Source organism: Rhizobacter sp. (assembly GCF_046595475.1).
Classification (GTDB): domain Bacteria; phylum Pseudomonadota; class Gammaproteobacteria; order Burkholderiales; family Burkholderiaceae_C; genus Rhizobacter.
Window position 1 is genome coordinate 1 of the sequence record NZ_JBKJOQ010000058.1, and the last position, 17,481, is coordinate 17,481.

The following is a 17,481-nucleotide window of genomic DNA, read 5'->3' on the forward strand; positions in this document are numbered from 1 at the left end:
GTCGGGATGTGCCCCCGACAGGGCAGTAACTTTCTTTTGCTTCGCCAAAAGAAAGTCACCAAAGAAAAGGCGACCCTCGTCACCGGTCGGCCTAGGGCCGACTGCTCTGCGCTGCTCAGTCTTTGCGGGTCGGGCAGAACTCACTGCGCGGCCGGCGGCCGCTGCGCTCAAACAACTGCCCGAAGTCAGTTGTTGATGCGCGCTATCGCGCGCCCCGCAAAGCCCTGCGCTGCTCGACGGCTCTGAAGGGGCCCAAGAGCAATACCGTCGTTTGCTGCGCAAACTTTCCATGTCCACACCTCGCTTCGCCTCGGCGCCGAGGCAAAGCGAGGCGAGTGGTGAAGAAATCGCATCAGGTGTGCGGCGTAGCTTCAGCATGGCGTTGACAGGCCGTAGCTTGTGGCCACGCAGCTGTGACGTATGGAGAGCGCCTTTGCTTTGGTTACTTTCATTTGGCGCGACAAATGAAAGTGACTCGCCTGCCGGGGCGACTACCCGGCGCCGTCGGACAAGACAGGTAGAAATAACCACGCGAAGCGGCAACAACACAGCGGGCCTCCGATCCGCGAAGCGGACCCTGCCCTGAGCTTGTCGAAGGGTCAGGCTGAGCGGTGGGAGATGCGCGAGCGGTCGGAAATACGCAAACGAAGAAGCAAACATGCTCATACGCTTGCCTTGATCACAGCCGGCAACGCCTGCACAAGCAAAACAGGCTTAGGCGCCCGAGCCGCAAACAGCTTGCCTCGCAAAGCCTCACTGGCAAGGATCAACAAAAACGCAAACCCCTGCAGCACCATCACCGATGCATCCGGCACATCCATGCGCCGCTGCAGCAAGCTCCCCGCAGCCCCGAAGCCCCCGAACAAAACCGCAACCGGGATCACCGCCCATGGGTTGTGCCGCGCCACAAACGACACCAGGATGCCGGTGTAGCCCAGCCCCGCAATCAACGAGGCGTTGGCATTCGTGTGCACCGCCGCCACCTCGATGCCACCGGCGAGGCCCGCGCACGCGCCCCCCACGGCGCAGGCCGTCACGATGATGCGCGGGCTGGGCAAGCCCACCAGCAGCGCGGCGCGCGCGTTGCCGCCCACGATGCGAGTGGCAAACCCCGACGTGGTGAAGAACAGCCACAGCCCCAGCAACACACACACCACCACCCCGAAGGCCAGGCCCCAGTGAATGTCGGTGCCCGCCATGCCGCCGATGCGCATGCCTTCGGAGATGGAATGCGTGGACGGCTTGTTCAGGCTGGCCGGGTCACGCATGGGCCCTTCGACGAAGTGTTTGAACAAGGCAATGGCCGTGTAGGCCAGCAGCAAACTGCTGATGGTCTCGTTCACACCGCGCTTCTGGCGCAACACACCCACCAAGGCGATCCAGGCCGCACCGGCGGCCATTGCGGCCAGCAGCAGCAAGGCCGTGCCAAAAGCGTTGTCGGGTGGTGCAAAGAGGTAGGGCACGCCCGCGCATGCCAGGCCGCCCAGCACCAGCGCCCCCTCGCCGCCTATCACCGTCAGCCCGGCTCGTGCAGGAATGGCCACGCACATCGCCGTGAGCATCAGCGGCGCGGCACGCTGCAACGAGTTTTGCCACGAGAACCAGTCGCCAAAGGCGCCCTTGAACAACAGCTCCCAGGCATAGATCGGGCTCTTGCCGCCGGCCCAGATGAACAGGCCGAACAGCAGCAGCGCGCCCGCCATCGCCATCACCGGCAAGGCAATCGCTTCGAGGGTGTCGGTGGTGCGCGTTGACAGGGCCATGGCTGCCTCGGGCTGATAAGGGTGTCAGAAAAGATCAGGCCTTGCCGACCACGCCTTCCACCAGGTAGTTCATGCCTTCGAGCACGAGATCGGTTTGCTTGAGGGCGGTGCCTGCCGGGATCACCACCTTGCCGGTGTTGTCCTTGAGTGGGCCTTTGAAGATGTCGAACTTGCCAGCAATCATCGAAGCCTTCACGTCATCGGCGTTCTTCCTGGCCGCGGCTGTCACCATGCCGCCATAGGGCGATGGCTTCACGAAGCCTTCTTTCAAACCGCCGCGCACGAAGTTGGGGTGCGGCTTGCCGGTGCGGGCGGCGTCGATGATGGTCTTGTAAGCGGTGATCCAGTTCCACTCAGCGCCGGTGAGGTAGGCGTTGGGTGCCAGCTTGGCCTGGCTTGCGTGGTAGCCACAGACGAACTTGCCGCGCTTGGCTGCGGTTTCGACAATCACCTTGGGCCCGTCGACGTGCATGGTGAACACATCGATGCCCTGGTCGGCCAGGCTGTTGGTGGCTTCGGCTTCTTTCACCGGCATCGACCAGTCCCCTGTGAAGATCACCGTGCAGGTGATGCTCGGGTCGACCGAGCGCGCGCCCATGGTGAAGGCGTTGATGTTGCGCAGCACCTGCGGGATGGGCTTGGCTGCAATGAAGCCGATCTTCTTGCTCTTGCTCATGTGGCCCGCGACCACGCCGTTGAGGTACTGGCCTTCATCGATGTAGCCGAAGAAGCTGCCGGTGTTCTTCGGGTGCTTGCCTTCGGTCCACATGCCACCGCAGTGGGCGAAACGCACATTGGGGTTCTTGGCTGCGACCGCCAGCATGTGCGGGTCGAAGTAGCCGAACGAGGTGGGGAACAGCAACGTGGCGCCGTCTTGCGAAATCATGCCCTGCATGGTCTTTTGCACGCCGGTGGTTTCGGGCACGTTTTCTTCTTCAACCGTCTTGATGCCGGGCAGGTTCTTCACTTCGGCCACCGACTCGGCCTGGGCCTGGTTGTAGCCGTAATCGTCGCGCGGGCCTACATAGATGAAGCCCACGGTAATGGGTGCTTGCGCGTGTACCAACCCGCTCAAGCCACCGAGCGCCGCCGTAAGGCCCGCCGCGCCCACACCCTTGAGTACGTCGCGCCGCTTGAAATCTGCTCGTGTCATCTTTGCTCCTGTGAATTGCCGCTACGGGTCCTTCGCACGAGCCGTGCCCGCCAGGCATGCACCATCCGAAGGCTTAGGTTGAACACCTTCTTGTATACAAGCAATGGGCGTGCCAGTGGGCACCAGGCGCTAGGCGCGCGCAGGGCGGCGCTTCGCACGCGAGAGCAGCCTCGCCCCCCGAGAAGCCGCGCTCGTCGCGCGGGTCAGGTCACAGGATTCGCGCCGTTGCGTCGCGCGAGCAGGTCGCCGATGCGGCGCACAAAGCCGTCGATCTCGATCGGCTTGGACAGAAAATCATCAAACCCGGCATCACGCACGCGCTGGAGGGTGTCGGGCATCGCGTCGGCCGACAGGGCAACACAGGGCAGCGCGCGCGTGCGGGGGTTCGCCTGCAGCCGGGCCAGCACCTCGAACCCGCTGATGTCGGGCAGGTTCAAGTCGAGCAGTACCAGATCGGGCGGGTCGCTCAGCACCTCGGCCACGCCATTGGCCCCGCAGCGGGCCACGCGCAGCCTGCACCCCGGCAAGGTGGCGAAAACCTGCTCCAGCAGCAGTGCGTTCGACACGTCATCTTCGATGTAGACCACGCTGAAGCCAACGCCCACCTCGGCCCGGCGCGCCTCCACAGGGGCGGGCAAGGGAGACGATTTCCCGTCGGCGGGCGCAGCCGCCAGATCGAGCGTGAAGACGCTGCCCACACCGGCTTGGCTGCTGGCGCTCAAGCTGCTGCCCATCAGCTGCGCCAGCCGCTGGGCAATTGCCAGGCCGAGGCCTGTTCCTTCGATGCCCGTGCTCTCTGCCCCCAGCCGGTTGAAGGGCTGGAACAAATTGGCCAGCTGATCGGCGTTGAGCCCGGCGCCGCTGTCTTGCACGCTGACGAATACCCGATCGCCCTGCGCGCGCGCTGTCAGGTGAACGTGGCCATCGGGGCGGTTGTACTTGATGGCGTTGGAAAGCAGGTTCAGCATGATCTCCTGCAGCCGCATCGGGTCGGCCTGCACCACCAGGCTGGTGTCGGCCTCGATCTGGTTGAGCAGTTGAACTTGGGTTCGCAGCGCCAGCGGCTCCACCACCTTGACGCACGAGGCCACCAAGGCAGCCAAGCGCACCGGCACCACCGAGAGCGCGATGCGCCCGCCTTCTATGCGCGCCAGGTCAAGCGTCTCGTTGATCATTTCGAGCAAGTGCTCGCCTGCGCTGCGAATGTGCCGCACCCGCTCGGCCTGCGCCGCGCTGAGCGCAGCGCGAGGGTCTATCTGCATCAACTGGGAGAACCCGAGAATGGCATTCAGCGGTGTGCGCAGCTCGTGGCTCATGCGGGCGAGGAAGTCACTTTTGGCCTTGTTCGCTTGCTCGGCCGCCTCGCGCGCCCGCTGGTGTTGCTCGATCTCCTTCAGGGCGCTCACGTCGACCAGCGTCGCCACGTAACTCATGGCTTTGGCATGTTCATCCACCAGGGGCCGGCCCTCGGCAATGACGTGAACCAATCGCCCTTCGGCATGAAGGAAGCGGAACTCGTCGCGATAGGTCACGCCCCGCGCCACCGCATCGTGCAAGCCGCTTGCAACCCGTGCGTGGTCGTCCGGGTGAACCGCGGCAACCCAGCCCTGCCCCAGGCACTGCGCCACCGGCAAACCGATGATCTCGCTGGCACGCTCGTTGACGTAGCTCATCGCCCCGGTGGCGTCAGCGGCGCCTATGCCCACCGCCGAGAGTTCGGCCAGCATGCGAAAGCGCTCTTCGCTGCTGCGCAACGACTCCTCGGCGATCTTGATGGCGGTGATGTCGGTGGCCGTGCCCACCACTTGACGCACCGAGCCGTCCGGGTTGCGCGCAAAGACGGCATCGCGGCTCTGGAACCAGCACCACCGGCCGCTGGCATGCTGCATGCGGTAGGTGAACTCGGCGACCGTCGCATCGGGCAGCGTCAACACGCGTGCGATGTGCGCATTGAACCGCACGTGATCCTCGCGGTGCATGAAACGAATCACCGGATCGACCGACTCCTCCTGGAGCTCAGCCTGCGAGTACCCCAGCGAAGACACCACTTCACGGTTGACGAACACGTTTCGCCGTTCATTGAAGTCGTACACATAGAGCACGCTGGGCATCACCTCCGTGATTTGCTCTGTGAAGCGCCGTGCCTCCAGCAGGGCCTTGCCGGTGCGTTGCTCGTCTTCCAGCACGGTGATCAAGCTCAGGCGCGCGGCTTCGGCCTGTTCGAGCAGGCGGTCTTTTTCTTGCTCGCTCTGCCGCAGCCGGCTGATCACCCTCTCGTAGTCCTCGCGCAGCATGGCCTCAGAGCGCGTGCGTTTTGCGACCTCAGTCTTGAGTTCTGCTGCGCGCCGGCGCAACTCGAGCTGAGCGACAACCTGGCGGCCCAGCACACGCAAGCCCGTGACCTGCGTCTCGGTCAGCTTGCGCGGTACCCGGTCAATGACATTCAGCGTCCCCAGCGCGTGGCCCTCGGGCGTGATCAGCGGCGTGCCGGCATAAAAGCGCATGAACGGCGCCGCGGTGACCAGCGGATTGTCGGCAAAACGTGGATCCAACCAGGCATCGGGCACCTCAAACACCTCACCTTGCTCCAAGATGGCGTGCGCGCAAAAGGCGTACTCGCGCGGCGTTTCGCTGGCACCCAAGCCAAAGTGCGATTTGAACCACTGGCGGGTTTCATCGACCAGGGAGATCAGAGAAATCGGCGTCTCGGCAAGTTGGGCCGCCAGCCGCGTGATGTCGTCGTAGGTGTCCTCCGCTTCGGTGTCGAGCACCTTGTACAGCTGCAGCGTGCGCAGCCGTTGTGCTTCGTTCGGCAAGAGCGAGGCGTTCATGGGGTGCTAGGCCAGGCGCCACGGTAAACGCCTTGGCGTTCGAGGCAGCGGGCGTTCCCTCTGGCACTGACTGGCATGCGAACTCCTGCCCGGTGCGAGAAGGCGTCGCACGCGCTCACCGGTTCGGTGCGTGGAGCTTACATCTCCCAAAAAGCGAATACAAATAAGCGTCAGGTGCAATGCGAGGAAAGGCGTCGCAGTACTGAGGCCTGAATCTCACCAGTTGGCTTCACGCTCCGGCGTAGCCGTGATGCGGTGAATGGACAGGTCTGCGCCCTCGAATTCTTCTTCCTGCGTGAGGCGCAGTCCGACCACCAGCTTGATCAGGCCGTAGACCGCAAAGCCGGCCACGAGCGCCCAGCCCACGCCCATCAACGTGCCTATCAGCTGCGCCAAGAAGCTCACACCCCCACGCCCACCCAGCGCCGTGGCACCGAAGATGCCGCAGGCGAGGCCACCCCAGGCGCCGCACAGGCCGTGCAGCGGCCACACGCCGAGCACGTCGTCGATCTTCCATTTGTTTTGCGTGAGGGTGAACATGCCAACGAAGATGGCACCGGCAATGCCACCGGTCACGAGCGCGCCGGCCGGGTGCATCACATCCGACCCCGCGCACACCGCCACCAGCCCGGCGAGCGGGCCGTTGTAGGCGAAGCCAGGGTCGTTGCGGCCCAGCACCACGGCCACCAAGGTGCCGCCGGCCATGGCCATCAACGAGTTGACCGCCACCAGGCCCGACACTTTGTCGATGGTCTGCGCGCTCATCACGTTGAAGCCGAACCAGCCCACTGCCAGCACCCAGGAGCCCAGCGCGAGGAAGGGAATGCTGGAAGGCGGGTGGGCCGAGATGGCGCCGTCTTTTCTGTAGCGGTTGCTGCGCGCGCCCAGCAGCAGCACAGCCGGCAGCGCCAGCCAGCCGCCGAGAGCGTGCACGACGATGGAGCCGGCAAAGTCGTGCAGCTCGGCTCCGGCGGTGGCTTTGATCCAGGCCTGCACGCCCCAGTTGCCATTCCAGATCACGCCCTCAAACAGCGGGTAGACCGCGCCCACGATCACGGCCGTGGCCACCAGCTGCGGGTAGAAGCGCGCGCGCTCGGCGATGCCGCCCGAGATGATGGCCGGAATGGCCGCGGCAAAGGTCAGCAGGAAGAAGAACTTCACCAGCTCGTAGCCGTTTTTCGCGGCCAACGTTTCAGCGCCGCTGAAGAACTGCACGCCGTAAGCCACGGTGTAGCCGATGAAGAAATAGGCGATGGTCGAGACGCTGAAATCGACCAGGATCTTCACCAGCGCGTTGACCTGGTTCTTCTTGCGCACCGTGCCCAGCTCCAGAAAGGCAAAACCGGCGTGCATGGCGAGCACCATGATGGCGCCCAGCAGAATGAAGAGGGAATCGACGCCTTGTTTGAGTTGCTCCATGGGGGTTCCTGTAGGCGGCACCCCATGGCGCACCACCGCGGAGCGCATTCACGATATAGGTGCCGAAAGCACCAATCAGAAGCAGTTTCTGTGCCGTATTGGGGCGCACCTGCTGACCGTGAATTTGCACACTTTCGGCGCACTGCGCTCAAGAACGCACGAAAGAGGTGCGAAAGTGCCTCTAAAGCGTAGACATGCGGTAGGTGTTGCGCCCGCCGGCTTTGGCCTGGTAAAGCGCCTTGTCGGCCACCGCCAGCAGCTGCTCGGGCTGGATGTTGCCGTCGGCCTGGAAGGCGATGCCGATGCTGGTGCTGACGTCCCACACCGCGCCGGTCAACTCGAAGGTGCGGTTGATGGCCGCCAAGATCTTGCGTGCGATGAACTGCGGCTCGGCCTGTGTGTGCAGGCCTTCCAGGATGACCACAAACTCGTCGCCGGCCAAGCGCGCCACGGTGTCGGTCTCGCGCACGCTGGCGCTTACGCGTTGGCCAACGATCTTCAGCACCTCGTCGCCGGCGGCGTGGCCCAGGCTGTCGTTGATCAGCTTGAACTTGTCGACATCGAGAAACAGCAGAGCGATGGGCTGGCCGTTGCGGCGGGTGCGAGCGAGCACCTCCAGCAGCTTTTCGTTGAAGCGCAGGCGGTTGGGCAGGCCGGTCAGCGAGTCGGTGCGCGCCATCAGGACCAGCTTGTCTTCGGCCGCCTTCATGGCCGTGATGTCGACCGCCAGGACATAGATGCCGTTGACGACGCCGCTGTCCGACACGTCGGGCAGATAAGTGGTGTGGGTGTGGCGCATCACGCCGTGCGATGAATTTGACATCTCAAACTCGGTGCGCTCGCCCGCCAAGGCGCGCGCCATCAATGGCCTGCGCGACGCGTAATTCGTGTTGCCCAGTGCTTCCCCCACGGTGCGGCCGAGGACCGCAGCGGGATCGATGCCCAACCAGGTCTTGTAGGTGGCGTTGCAGAACTGGTAGCGCTCGTGTTTGTCGATGTACGAGATCAGCACCGGCAGGTTGTCGGCAATCGTGCGCAGGCGCTGCTCGCCTGCTGCGCTGCGCCGCTCGGCGGCCTTCAGCGCCGTCTGGTCGGAGGACAGAATGTACAGACCGAGCACCCTGCCATCGGGCGCGAGGTCGGGCACGAAATGGGTCTGGAAATCGACCCGCACGCCGCCGATGTCAATCTGCCCATCGAAGCTGGTGCGCTGCCCGGCCAAGGCCAGCTGAATGTGCGGGCGGTGCTCGTCGTAGCGCTCGCCCAGCGCGCTGCGCAGCGTGGTGCTCGACAGCTGCTGGGGGTTGATGCGGTGGTTCTTCATCGCCGTGGCGTTGACGAATTGGCAGCGCTCGTCGGCGCCGAAGTAGGCGATGAGCGCCGGCACGTTGTCGGTGATGTCGCGCAGGCGCTGCTCGCTGCCGGCCAGCGCGGCTGTGCGCTGGGCCACGCGCTCTTCCAGCGTGGCGTTGAGCTCGCGCAGGTGGGCAGCGTCTTCCATCTGCCGCTGAGCAAAGCGCACCAGCGCCTCGCCCAGCACGTCGGCTTCACGGTAGAGCGGGCTGCGGCTGAGCTCGGGCGCGCTGTTGCTGTCCAGGCGCACGGTCAGCTCGCGCAGCGGTGCGGCCAGGCGGCGCGCCAGCAGCCAAAGCATCGGGGCCAGCAATGCGCAAACCGCGATGGCCGCAAACAAAATGCGCTGCTGCAACGCATGGAACTGCGCCATCGCCACCGCCTCAGGCTGGCGCAGCATCACATTCCACCCCAGGCCTGGGTAGCGGCCAGAGCCCCGCGTCTTCGACTCGACACTGACCTGGTCGGCCGCTGGCGCCAGCTTCTTGCCTTGCAGCGCGGGCGGGCCCAGCAGCAAGGTGCCGTCCGCGCCCAGCACCAAGGCCTCGGCCTTCTGATGCTCGATCACCTGGTCGACCAGCTCGCGCTTGATCTGTGTCACCCACGTCCAGCTGAGGTGCGCGCCCAGCACACCGCGTAGCTCGCCGTCGGCGCCGCGTACCGGGGTGGCGATGTCGACAAAGCGCCAGGGCTCGGCCTGCGCGGGCAATAGCTTCTCGAGCAGCACAGCGCTGTGCACGTCGCCCACATAGCCGGCGCGCTGCGCTGAAGAAAACCAGGGCCGGGCCGAGACGTTTGCGCCCTGGAGCAAACCATCGACCGAGGCGACAACCACGCCGCGAGTGTCGGTGAGCCCGAGCCAGGCGAACTGCGGAAAGCTTGCGCGCACCTGCTCCAGCGTGCGGCGCACGGCCTGCATGTCGCCGCTGCGCGCCACCTGGTCGAGCTGGGCGATCACGCTCACTTCTTCGTAGTGCTGCGCCATGCCGCGGTCGAGCGCATCGCGCAGGGCGTCGGCGTTGGTTTGCAGGTAACGGGTGGCCTGCAGGCGCGCTTCGTCGCGCACAAAGCTGTGGATCATCAGCGTGCAGGCCAGCACGGCGGCCACGGTGGCGCCCATGGCACCGAGAAAAAGCCAGGTTGCAAGCGTGGGTCGTGCCGCGTGGCTCCGGGTCGAAGGCAGTGACATGCTCGCAAGCCTCAGTTAGGCCCTTTGATCAAGCGACCGCTGGCCGACTGGATGGGCCGGGCATTCATCGGGTACAGGCGCGCAAAGATGCCGATCTGCTCAGGCGAGATCGACACCGGGTTGCGCATCACCATCCACAGCACGCCTTCGCTGCAAGGCGGCGTGGTGAGCGAGCCCATGTAGGTGAAGTAGCCGCGCTCGGCAGGCAGCAGGCCGTTGAGGTCGAGCATGGCTCTGGCTTGCAGCTCTTCGCCTTTTTCAAGCGGCAGGTTGTTCCACACCGTTTGCACGAGGGGCTGGATGCTGCCGCGGTCGAGCAGCACGGCCACCACCGCGAGCTTGCCTTCGAGGTCTTTGTGCACCAGATGGGCCACCATGTCGAATTGGCGGCCGTTGATGCGCTCTTCAGACGGGCGATGAAAGTGGAACTGCACCAGCTCGAAGCGACGGCCCATCACCTCGATGCTGTTGCCCGGCGACACGTTGACCTGAACCGTGTGGCCGTTGTCGATGACGCGGAAATTGCTCGGCTTGTAGTCGAACTGCACCGGGTCCAGCTGCACCGCAATGCCATCACGAATGTCGATTGGGCTTTGACGCTTGCCGCTGCCGCAGGTGGCGAACTCGGGCTTCATCTGGCCCCAGTTTTCGGGGCCGCCTTCGCCCTGGTACGACCAGTGTTCCGCATGCACCGCGCGCTTGGGTGCAGCAGCCTTGGGCGCAGCCGCGCGTGCGGGCGGCTTGCTCCAGTGGATGCCCGGCTCGGGCTCACCGCCAGGCGACACCGCCACTGCATCGGCCTGGCTTTGCACCGCGGGGCGGGCCACGACGCGCAAGACGCTGGGGTCTGTGCCTTCCACCGTCTTGTGGGCACCAAGCTTTTGCGCCAAGCGCTCGCGCACCTTGTCCATCGGGTCGTCGCCCGTGGCCAACGGCTTGGCGGCCGGCTTCTTCGCCAGCCTGCCGAGATTGGCTTCGGGCTCGGGTTCAATTTCTTTGCTGAGAGCGGGCTTGCCGGGCGAGGTTTTGATGACCATGTCGGCCGCACGCAGCACCGGCGCACAGGCCAGCAGGCCCAGGCCAACAAGCGCAGCCACCAGCGGGCGAGACAGGGTTTGCATGATGAAAAATCTCCGGCGCGAAAACCCCGCGAAACCGGGGCGTTGTGCCAGATATCGGCCGCGCGGCGGCCGTCTTTAGCGTGGCACTAGGTGACGCGGGGCTTGACCCACACCCAGGCCACGATGCCTATGCTCATCATCGCAAGTGACGTGGCGGCCAGCGCCACTGTGGAATGCATCACGAGCGGCGCGATCACGCCGGCCACGATGCCGTTGGCCATGCTGCCGATGAAGGCCTGCAACGACGAGGCCATGCCGCGCCGCTCGGGCACCAGGTCCAGCACCATCAGCGTGACCACTGGCACCATCAGCGCCCAGCCGAAGGCGAAGACGGCGATGGGGAACAACGCCCACGCCGCGGTGGGCGTGAACAGCAGGTTGAGCGCCAAGTTGAGCAGCGACACGGTGAGCATGATCACGAAGCCGTTGCGGATCTGGTGCTTGGGCTTCATGCGCCCGGCGAGCCGCCCCGAGAACCACGCCCCGCCCATGATCCCAGCGATGGTGAGCGTGAAGAACCAGAAGAACTGCCCCGGGCTCAGATGCAGGTGTTCACCGAGGAACACTGGCGCCGACAGCACGTAAAGAAACATGCCGTTGAACGGAATGCCGCTGGCCAGCGCCAGCATCAAGAAGCGGGGACTGCCGCCCAGCGCCCAATAGCCGCGCAAGAGGTTGCGCACGTTGAAAGGCTGCTTCTGGTCGTCGTGCAGCGTCTCGGGCAACAGCTTGTAGTTGGCCACCCAAAGCGCAATGCCCACGGCCGTGAGAAACCAGAAGATCGCGTGCCAGTTGAGGTGCACGAAGAGAAAGCCGCCCACCATCGGCGCAATGGCCGGCGCAATGCCGAAATAGATGGTGACCTGCGACATCACGCGCTGCGCATCGGCGGGCGGGAACATGTCGCGTATCACCGCGCGCGAGACCACGATGCCCGCACCAGCCGACATGCCCTGCACCGCGCGCCAGAACACCAGCGTGCCGATGTGGTCGGCCAGCGCGCAGCCAGCCGAGGCGATGGTGAACAGCGCAACGCCCCACAGCACCACGGGGCGGCGGCCGAGGCTGTCGGACAGCGCACCATGGAAGAGATTCATGACCGCAAAGCCGAACAGGTAGGCCGACAGCGTTTGCTGCATCTCGACCGGCGTGGCGCCCACCGATTGCGCAATGCCGGTGAAGGCCGGCAGGTAGGTGTCGATGGAAAACGGCCCCAGCATGCCCAGGCACGCCAGCAAAAAAGCCAGGGCCCAGCGAGGGGCTCGCCAGAGGGAGTGGGCGTTGGGGTTCATGGGAGCGGGGGAGTGTAGCGAGCGCTGCCCGTGCAGGCTGGGCAAAGGTCACTGGGGTATGGCTGTCACCGGCTGAATTGCAGCGCTATTTGGCGCATCACATCAGCGGCCGCTCTGTTGCAATGGGGTGGCCATGACAGGATTTTTAAGGCCTCACTTCGCGCGCGCCGCCCCTGTGGCTGCCGGCCCGTTGGAGCACAGGCCTGCGCGGCGGGCGTTGCCGGCCGCGATTGCGGCCTCGTTTACCGCTCACAGCTTGCTGGCCGGTGTGCTGGCCAGCCAGCTGGTCGCCTCGCCCCACCCCTCATCGTCATCGGCGACGGCGCGCTCCCGCGGCGTGTTGTCGGTGAGCTTGACCCGCTGGGTGCCTGTGACTGCCTCGGCCGCGCCATCGCCTCCAATCCACCGGCCACCCGCGCTGCGAAAAAAAACGGCAGTCGCCGCAGCCAGCGCCAAGTCGGCGCCACCCCCAATACCCTCAGCCCCGCCCCCCGTAACCACCGTAGTCCCACCAGCGGCACCCCCCTCCGCAGCCCAGTTCGCGGGCTTGTTCGCCCCCATCATTCGTGCGCCGCTCGGGCGCGGTGGCTGGGGTCGAAGCTCTCAGGCATCGCGCCCCGCCGCGCCCCTGGATGCGCAGCAGCAGCGCGAGCAGGCGGCACTGGCCTTTCAGATGAATGTGCAGGGCCGGCTCGCCGCATTGGCCGAAGCCTCGCGCAGCACCGAGCGCGCGATGTCGTGCAAGATCGTCATCGACACGGAGCAGCGCGTGGGTGAGGTCGAATGCGCCGAGCCCGCCGACCAAGCAGCGCCCTGGAGCTACCTTCAGGGCGTGTTGGTGGCCGGCGCCGTGACCGATTCAGCCCAGCGGCTTTGCTTCGCTCTGGCTGAACGTCAGCTGCTCACACAGGCCTGCCCCGACGCTGTGCCCACCCCCTGAGCACCGACGCCCCGCCCGAATAAAAGTCGGGCATCACCGCGCACCAAACGAGAACCTGATTAGCGACGAACGTCAACTCCCAATGGTGTTCGCATAGCTCCGTTCGGCCTGAGGTATCGAAGGTCAGCGCTGGGCTTCGATACCTCAGCCCGAACGGAGCTTGGCTGAGGTTCGCCGCCAATCAGGAACGAGAAAAGCGGCCGAAGCCGCTTTTCCCGCCGTCTCTGCCGCTCGGGTTACTGAACGATCCCGTCAATGACCGCCGGTTTGGCACTGGGCAGCGTGGGTGCTGCGCCATTGGTGGTCACGGGGTTCACGGTCATGCTGCTCGCATCGGGCAGCGCGAGCGAGACGCTGGGCAGGCTGAGCGCCAGCTTGCAGCTCGCGTCGGCCGAGCCGGACAGCTGCGACAAGCGCAGCTCGCGCTCCAGGTATTTCACGTAGTAGGTGCTGCCGCCACCGGTGACAGCAGAGCCGTCCACGATGTCAAAGGCAGGCACCCAGCGAACGCCTTGGCCGCATTGCGCCGGCGCGTTGGTGTCGGGGTCCACGCACTGGCCGGGAAGACCTTGCAGTTCACCGAAGCCACTGAATTGCAGCTGCACCGTGGAGCCGAGGTACTTGGTCTTGTCAGCAGCGCGAATGTCGCTGTTGGTCACGGCGAATGCCAGTTGGACGGGCGGGTCCACCGTCACGCCCACGGCGCCGAAGTACTGGTTCCATTGGTTGGGGCCGGTCTCCCACTGGTAGACCACGTCGGCTTTGTCCACGAGGCCAGGGCACAGATAAGCACCCGAAGCGTTCGGCACGCCGTTGGCATCGCAACTGGCGCTCGCCAGGTCGGTGCTCGCCAGCAGCGAGCCGCTGGTCAGGCCCCCTTGGTACATGGACATCGCGCTCTTGGAGATGGCCGAAGCATCAACATTGCCACCACCGTCGCTCAGCATGCCGGCGCTGTAGGTATAGGTCGAGGCCGAGCCCGACAGCACTGGCGACCACGACTGCGCGCTGAAAGGCTGCGGCGGCTGCGCGCTGAACGCGGCCGTCAAGGTGTTGCCCGACTTGGGGCAAGCGCCCAGGCACACGAGTGAAGCCGGGGCATCGCTCGCGCCTGGGGCGACGATAGAGCGGGTGCGATAGGCCAGCACGCTGACCGCGTCGAACTCACCCGTGGCCGGCACCGCGATGGCACCGTTGCCACCACCGGAGGGGAAGAAGATCGGGACCATGCGCGCACCGGCGGTGCGGAAGTCGCTGGCCTGCAAGTCAATGGCCGGTGAAAGGGCTTGAGGTGAGCAGCCGTTTTGCGAGCACTGCTGCGTGCCGATGGCTTGCAGCTTGGTGCCGTTCCATTGCAGCTCGTAGCTCGTGCCTTGCTGCAGCGTGCCGATGGCATTCGGTGCCCAATACATCATCGACACACTCTTGAAGTCGCCCAAGGTGGCGGCTTGGCGAGCCAGCTTCCAGAGCTTGCCGCCGCGCTTGACGACCGTCAGCGCCACATCATCGTTGCCCACGTGGCGGGTCAGCGTACCCGAGCTGCCCACCGTGGCCAAAGCCGAATCAGGCAACCACAGACCCCAGAAGCTCCAGAAGCCGAAGTAGGTTTCAGAGCCCACGGCGTACTTGACCGGGAAGCCCGGGTTGCTCGCATCCAGGCGCGATCCGTCGGCGTGGTAGGTGCCATAACGCCAGGTGGAGTAATCGGCCACGGCTTTGTCGCGTGCGAAACAAGCGTCGACCGTGCCATCGCTGCGGCGGAAGTTGCCGCCGTTGTAGGCAAAGGTGTAGTTGTAGGGCGAACCGTTGTCGGTGCCGACCACGCGGCCGAGGCCGCTGTCGGTGCTGGGGGTCGACTGCAAGACGAGCGCCTTGGTCGAGTTACCACCGCCGCCACCGTGGCTGGCTTCCACTTCGTAGTAGCCCAGGCCGCTGGCGTCTGACTTCAGTACACCTTTGAACATGCACGGTGCGTCATCGGGCGAGCCGGCGGGTTTGCCGCAATAGTGAATGCTGAACAGGCCGTTCGGGTTGGCGTCAGACTTGCCCGCCGTGGCCACGCTGTAGAGAAAAATCTCTGACTTGTCACCCTGGTCGCCTTCATCGGCGATCCACGCTTTCATGATCAGCGGGTCGGTGCTAGACGCCTGGGTCGACACCACCGTGGTGGTCATGAAGTGCGTGGCATTGGATTCGCCCGCATTGGTGCTGGTGGATTTGCTGCTGTCGCCGCGGCCACTGCATTTGTTCTGATCCACCAGCGCCAGGTAAGGGCCCTGGTTGACCATGGCGTCGGCGCGCATGCTGCTCACGACGCACATGATCATGTTGACGGTGCTGATGCGGTCGCCCACCCGGTCTTGCACCCAGGTGTTCTGAGAGTCAGTCACGTAAGCGCCCGAAGTGGGCTCGGCTGCAAAGGCGGCAGGCACGACGCTGGCTGCCAATGCAGCGCAGGCCAGGCTCAGGAGTTTCAAGGTGATCTTCATGGTGATGGCCTGTACATCAATTCGCTGACACCACCTGCACCGACGAGGGCAGGGTGATGCTGGACTGGGTGATGGGCGCCGCGGGCACTGGCGTGGCGGCCGAGCTGCTGCTGCCACCGGCGCACGCCGACATGCCGACCAAGAGTGCCAACGCACCCGACAAGACACAGGCTTTCGCCAAGACCGAATTGCGCAATTTCATCAGAGCCTCCAAGAGCCACAGGGGTTAGATCGGGTTCTTCGGAGGGATCGCGGCGCAACATGAGAGGGCCCGGCGCGAGACAGCCTTGTTTGCCGTGAACAAGTGCGCGCAAGTCGCAGGCGTTTTGGGGATCGGCAGGGCCGGAGGTGCGCCTGCCGGACCGCAAAAAAAGTGTGAAGCAAACCGATAGGCCGGATTCTGTGCGTCCCTCACTTCCGAAGAAGATCCGAACGTGACCGCCATTCCTCTGGGCCGTGCATCGCTGCACGGCTCGGTGCTACCTACCCGCACACTCTCCGGGCCAGATCAACGTGTGCCTACTTGGTATTGCTGCGCGTAGAGATTGCCCGTTTCACCCTGCGTGCTCTCTTGCGAAAACACGCCGACTCGTCTCTGTTGCTCTGATCCTCACCTCGCGGTGGACAGCCGTTGGCTGCTGCGCTGCCCTGTGCAGTCCGGACCTTCCTCCAGTGCGCCCTTTCGGGCGGTGCACCAGCGGCGGTCTGGCTTGCTTCACGGGCGCGATTATCGGGGCGGCGGGCGGAACACCTGCGGGTCGGCATAGAAGGCCGGGTCTTCGTTCGCCGGCCACCATCCCGGGACGCCAAGCACGGGCAATGCAAGAAAGGGCTTGGCTTCGAGCCGCTGCGGCGTGAGGCCGGCAACCCAGGCGTCGCCCGCTCCCGCCTCGACGACCCAGACATGGGTGGTGATCGCCTTGTGCGGGCGCAGCAGCTTCTCCAGCAAGGCATGGCCGACGAGTTGCAGCGACGCGTCCTGCCAGAGCGCGCGCCGCCCGATGAAGAGTGCGTGCCAGTCGCGCTCGCACAGCGCCTGCACCAGCGCGGCCGGCGCCCGCAGGACTGCGCCGTTCTCGTCGAAGAGCGTCAGCGCGTCGCGCACCGGTCCGCGCCTGCCGGCGACCTGCGGCCGGGTCAGCGCCTGCGCGTGCAGCCGGTTGAGCTGCGCCTTCAGCCGCGGGTGGGTGAGCCAGACCAGTGCGTTGAACAGGTCGTGGAGGTCGTCGCGCACCGCGACGCATCCGGTCCGTGCAACGTGGCTCTCGTAGGCTGCGCCGAACAGCAGCGCGTCGGGTTCCACGAAGCGCAGCGCGCCAGCATCGAGCCGGATCGGCGGCAGGCCGGCCAGCATCGCGTTCAGCGCCCGGGCCAGCGAGATGCCGGGACCGACCTGCGCGAGCAACTGCTGCGCCGCAGGGCGGTACGGGACGAGCCAGGGCGCGGCGGACGCGTCGGTCGCAGCCACGCGCGCGAGCACCTCCGCCAGCATCTCAGTGGCGCCCGGCCGCCCGAAGCCCCTGAGCGCCCCCTCGGGGGGCAGCGAACTCAGGCGCGCGTGGGAGTTTCATTTCAAGCAGCGCCGAGCCCGCGGTACTCGACCTTGTTCGGCTGCTCCTCGGGGGTGAGCAGGAACCAGTCGGGATATTTCTTGAACAATCGACTGGAGGGCCCGCTGCGCGACAGGAGGTTCTCCGAACGCAGCCGCTCGGCGGCGAGGCCCAGGTCCATCTTGCCGCCACGAACCAGTTCGGGCAGCACGGCGAGGATGCGCCGCAGGTCGTCGGGCATCACGGGTTTGGCGGGGCGCGCTGCGGGTGCGTCGGCCTTGGGCGCCGCCGGGGCCGCCGTCTCGCCCGATCCGCTGGCCGCGGCGACACGGCCGGACCGGGGGGCGCGGGGGCTGCGCGCGCGGCGCGGCGCGGCTTCGG

12 protein-coding genes, 1 other RNA gene and 1 pseudogene are annotated in these 17,481 nt (G+C 65.5%); 1 reads left to right on the forward strand and 13 read right to left on the reverse strand.

The features are described 5' to 3' along the window. Positions 1 to 662: 662 nt before the first annotated feature. From AC30QB_RS10540 to AC30QB_RS10575, 8 genes are all read right to left on the reverse strand, one after another. Complete coding sequence (locus tag AC30QB_RS10540) at positions 663 to 1,763, reverse strand: ABC transporter permease (protein WP_489546169.1); 1,101 nt, start codon at positions 1,761 to 1,763, stop codon at positions 663 to 665. 34 nt (positions 1,764 to 1,797) lie between these two features. Beyond that, on the reverse strand, positions 1,798 to 2,916 hold the full coding sequence (locus tag AC30QB_RS10545) for a BMP family ABC transporter substrate-binding protein (protein ID WP_489546170.1): 1,119 nt from the start codon (positions 2,914 to 2,916) through the stop codon (positions 1,798 to 1,800). Between the two features lie 203 nt (positions 2,917 to 3,119). After that, positions 3,120 to 5,747, reverse strand: a complete 2,628-nt coding sequence (locus AC30QB_RS10550; protein ID WP_489546171.1) for a hybrid sensor histidine kinase/response regulator — start codon at positions 5,745 to 5,747, stop codon at positions 3,120 to 3,122. A 216-nt stretch (positions 5,748 to 5,963) separates the two neighbouring features. Next, on the reverse strand, positions 5,964 to 7,166 hold the full coding sequence (locus tag AC30QB_RS10555; protein ID WP_489546172.1) for an ammonium transporter: 1,203 nt from the start codon (positions 7,164 to 7,166) through the stop codon (positions 5,964 to 5,966). Positions 7,167 to 7,347: 181 nt separating this feature from the next. Then, a complete protein-coding gene (locus AC30QB_RS10560; protein ID WP_489546173.1) occupies positions 7,348 to 9,708 on the reverse strand; it encodes a sensor domain-containing diguanylate cyclase in 2,361 nt (786 codons plus the stop codon). A gap of 11 nt (positions 9,709 to 9,719) precedes the next feature. After that, on the reverse strand, positions 9,720 to 10,829 hold the full coding sequence (locus AC30QB_RS10565) for a carbonic anhydrase (RefSeq protein ID WP_489546174.1): 1,110 nt from the start codon (positions 10,827 to 10,829) through the stop codon (positions 9,720 to 9,722). A gap of 86 nt (positions 10,830 to 10,915) precedes the next feature. Continuing rightward, a complete protein-coding gene (locus tag AC30QB_RS10570) occupies positions 10,916 to 12,121 on the reverse strand; it encodes a multidrug effflux MFS transporter (RefSeq protein ID WP_489546175.1) in 1,206 nt (401 codons plus the stop codon). A gap of 249 nt (positions 12,122 to 12,370) precedes the next feature. Beyond that, positions 12,371 to 12,577 carry a hypothetical protein gene (locus AC30QB_RS10575; RefSeq protein ID WP_489546176.1) on the reverse strand — a complete coding sequence of 69 codons (207 nt, stop codon included), beginning with the start codon at positions 12,575 to 12,577 and terminating at the stop codon, positions 12,371 to 12,373. 91 nt (positions 12,578 to 12,668) lie between these two features. Between AC30QB_RS10575 and AC30QB_RS10580 the strand changes: the two genes are divergently transcribed. Continuing rightward, positions 12,669 to 13,061 (forward strand): hypothetical protein, encoded by a 393-nt coding sequence (locus AC30QB_RS10580; RefSeq protein WP_489546177.1) that lies wholly within the window; start codon positions 12,669 to 12,671, stop codon positions 13,059 to 13,061. 236 nt (positions 13,062 to 13,297) lie between these two features. Here the strand turns inward: AC30QB_RS10580 and AC30QB_RS10585 are convergent, their stop codons facing one another. From AC30QB_RS10585 to AC30QB_RS10605, 5 genes and pseudogenes are all read right to left on the reverse strand, one after another. Then, the gene (locus tag AC30QB_RS10585; protein WP_489546178.1) at positions 13,298 to 15,550 is read right to left on the reverse strand and encodes a hypothetical protein; all 2,253 of its coding nucleotides are present in this window, start codon (positions 15,548 to 15,550) and stop codon (positions 13,298 to 13,300) included. A 16-nt stretch (positions 15,551 to 15,566) separates the two neighbouring features. Then, a complete protein-coding gene (locus AC30QB_RS10590) occupies positions 15,567 to 15,752 on the reverse strand; it encodes a hypothetical protein (protein ID WP_489546179.1) in 186 nt (61 codons plus the stop codon). Positions 15,753 to 15,923: 171 nt separating this feature from the next. Next, positions 15,924 to 16,267: RNase P RNA component class A (rnpB, locus tag AC30QB_RS10595), an RNA gene on the reverse strand. Positions 16,268 to 16,277: 10 nt separating this feature from the next. After that, positions 16,278 to 17,042, reverse strand: a complete 765-nt coding sequence (locus AC30QB_RS10600) for a DUF3025 domain-containing protein (protein WP_489546180.1) — start codon at positions 17,040 to 17,042, stop codon at positions 16,278 to 16,280. An 80-nt stretch (positions 17,043 to 17,122) separates the two neighbouring features. Beyond that, positions 17,123 to 17,481 (reverse strand): annotated as a pseudogene (locus AC30QB_RS10605) (hypothetical protein); the annotation flags it as partial.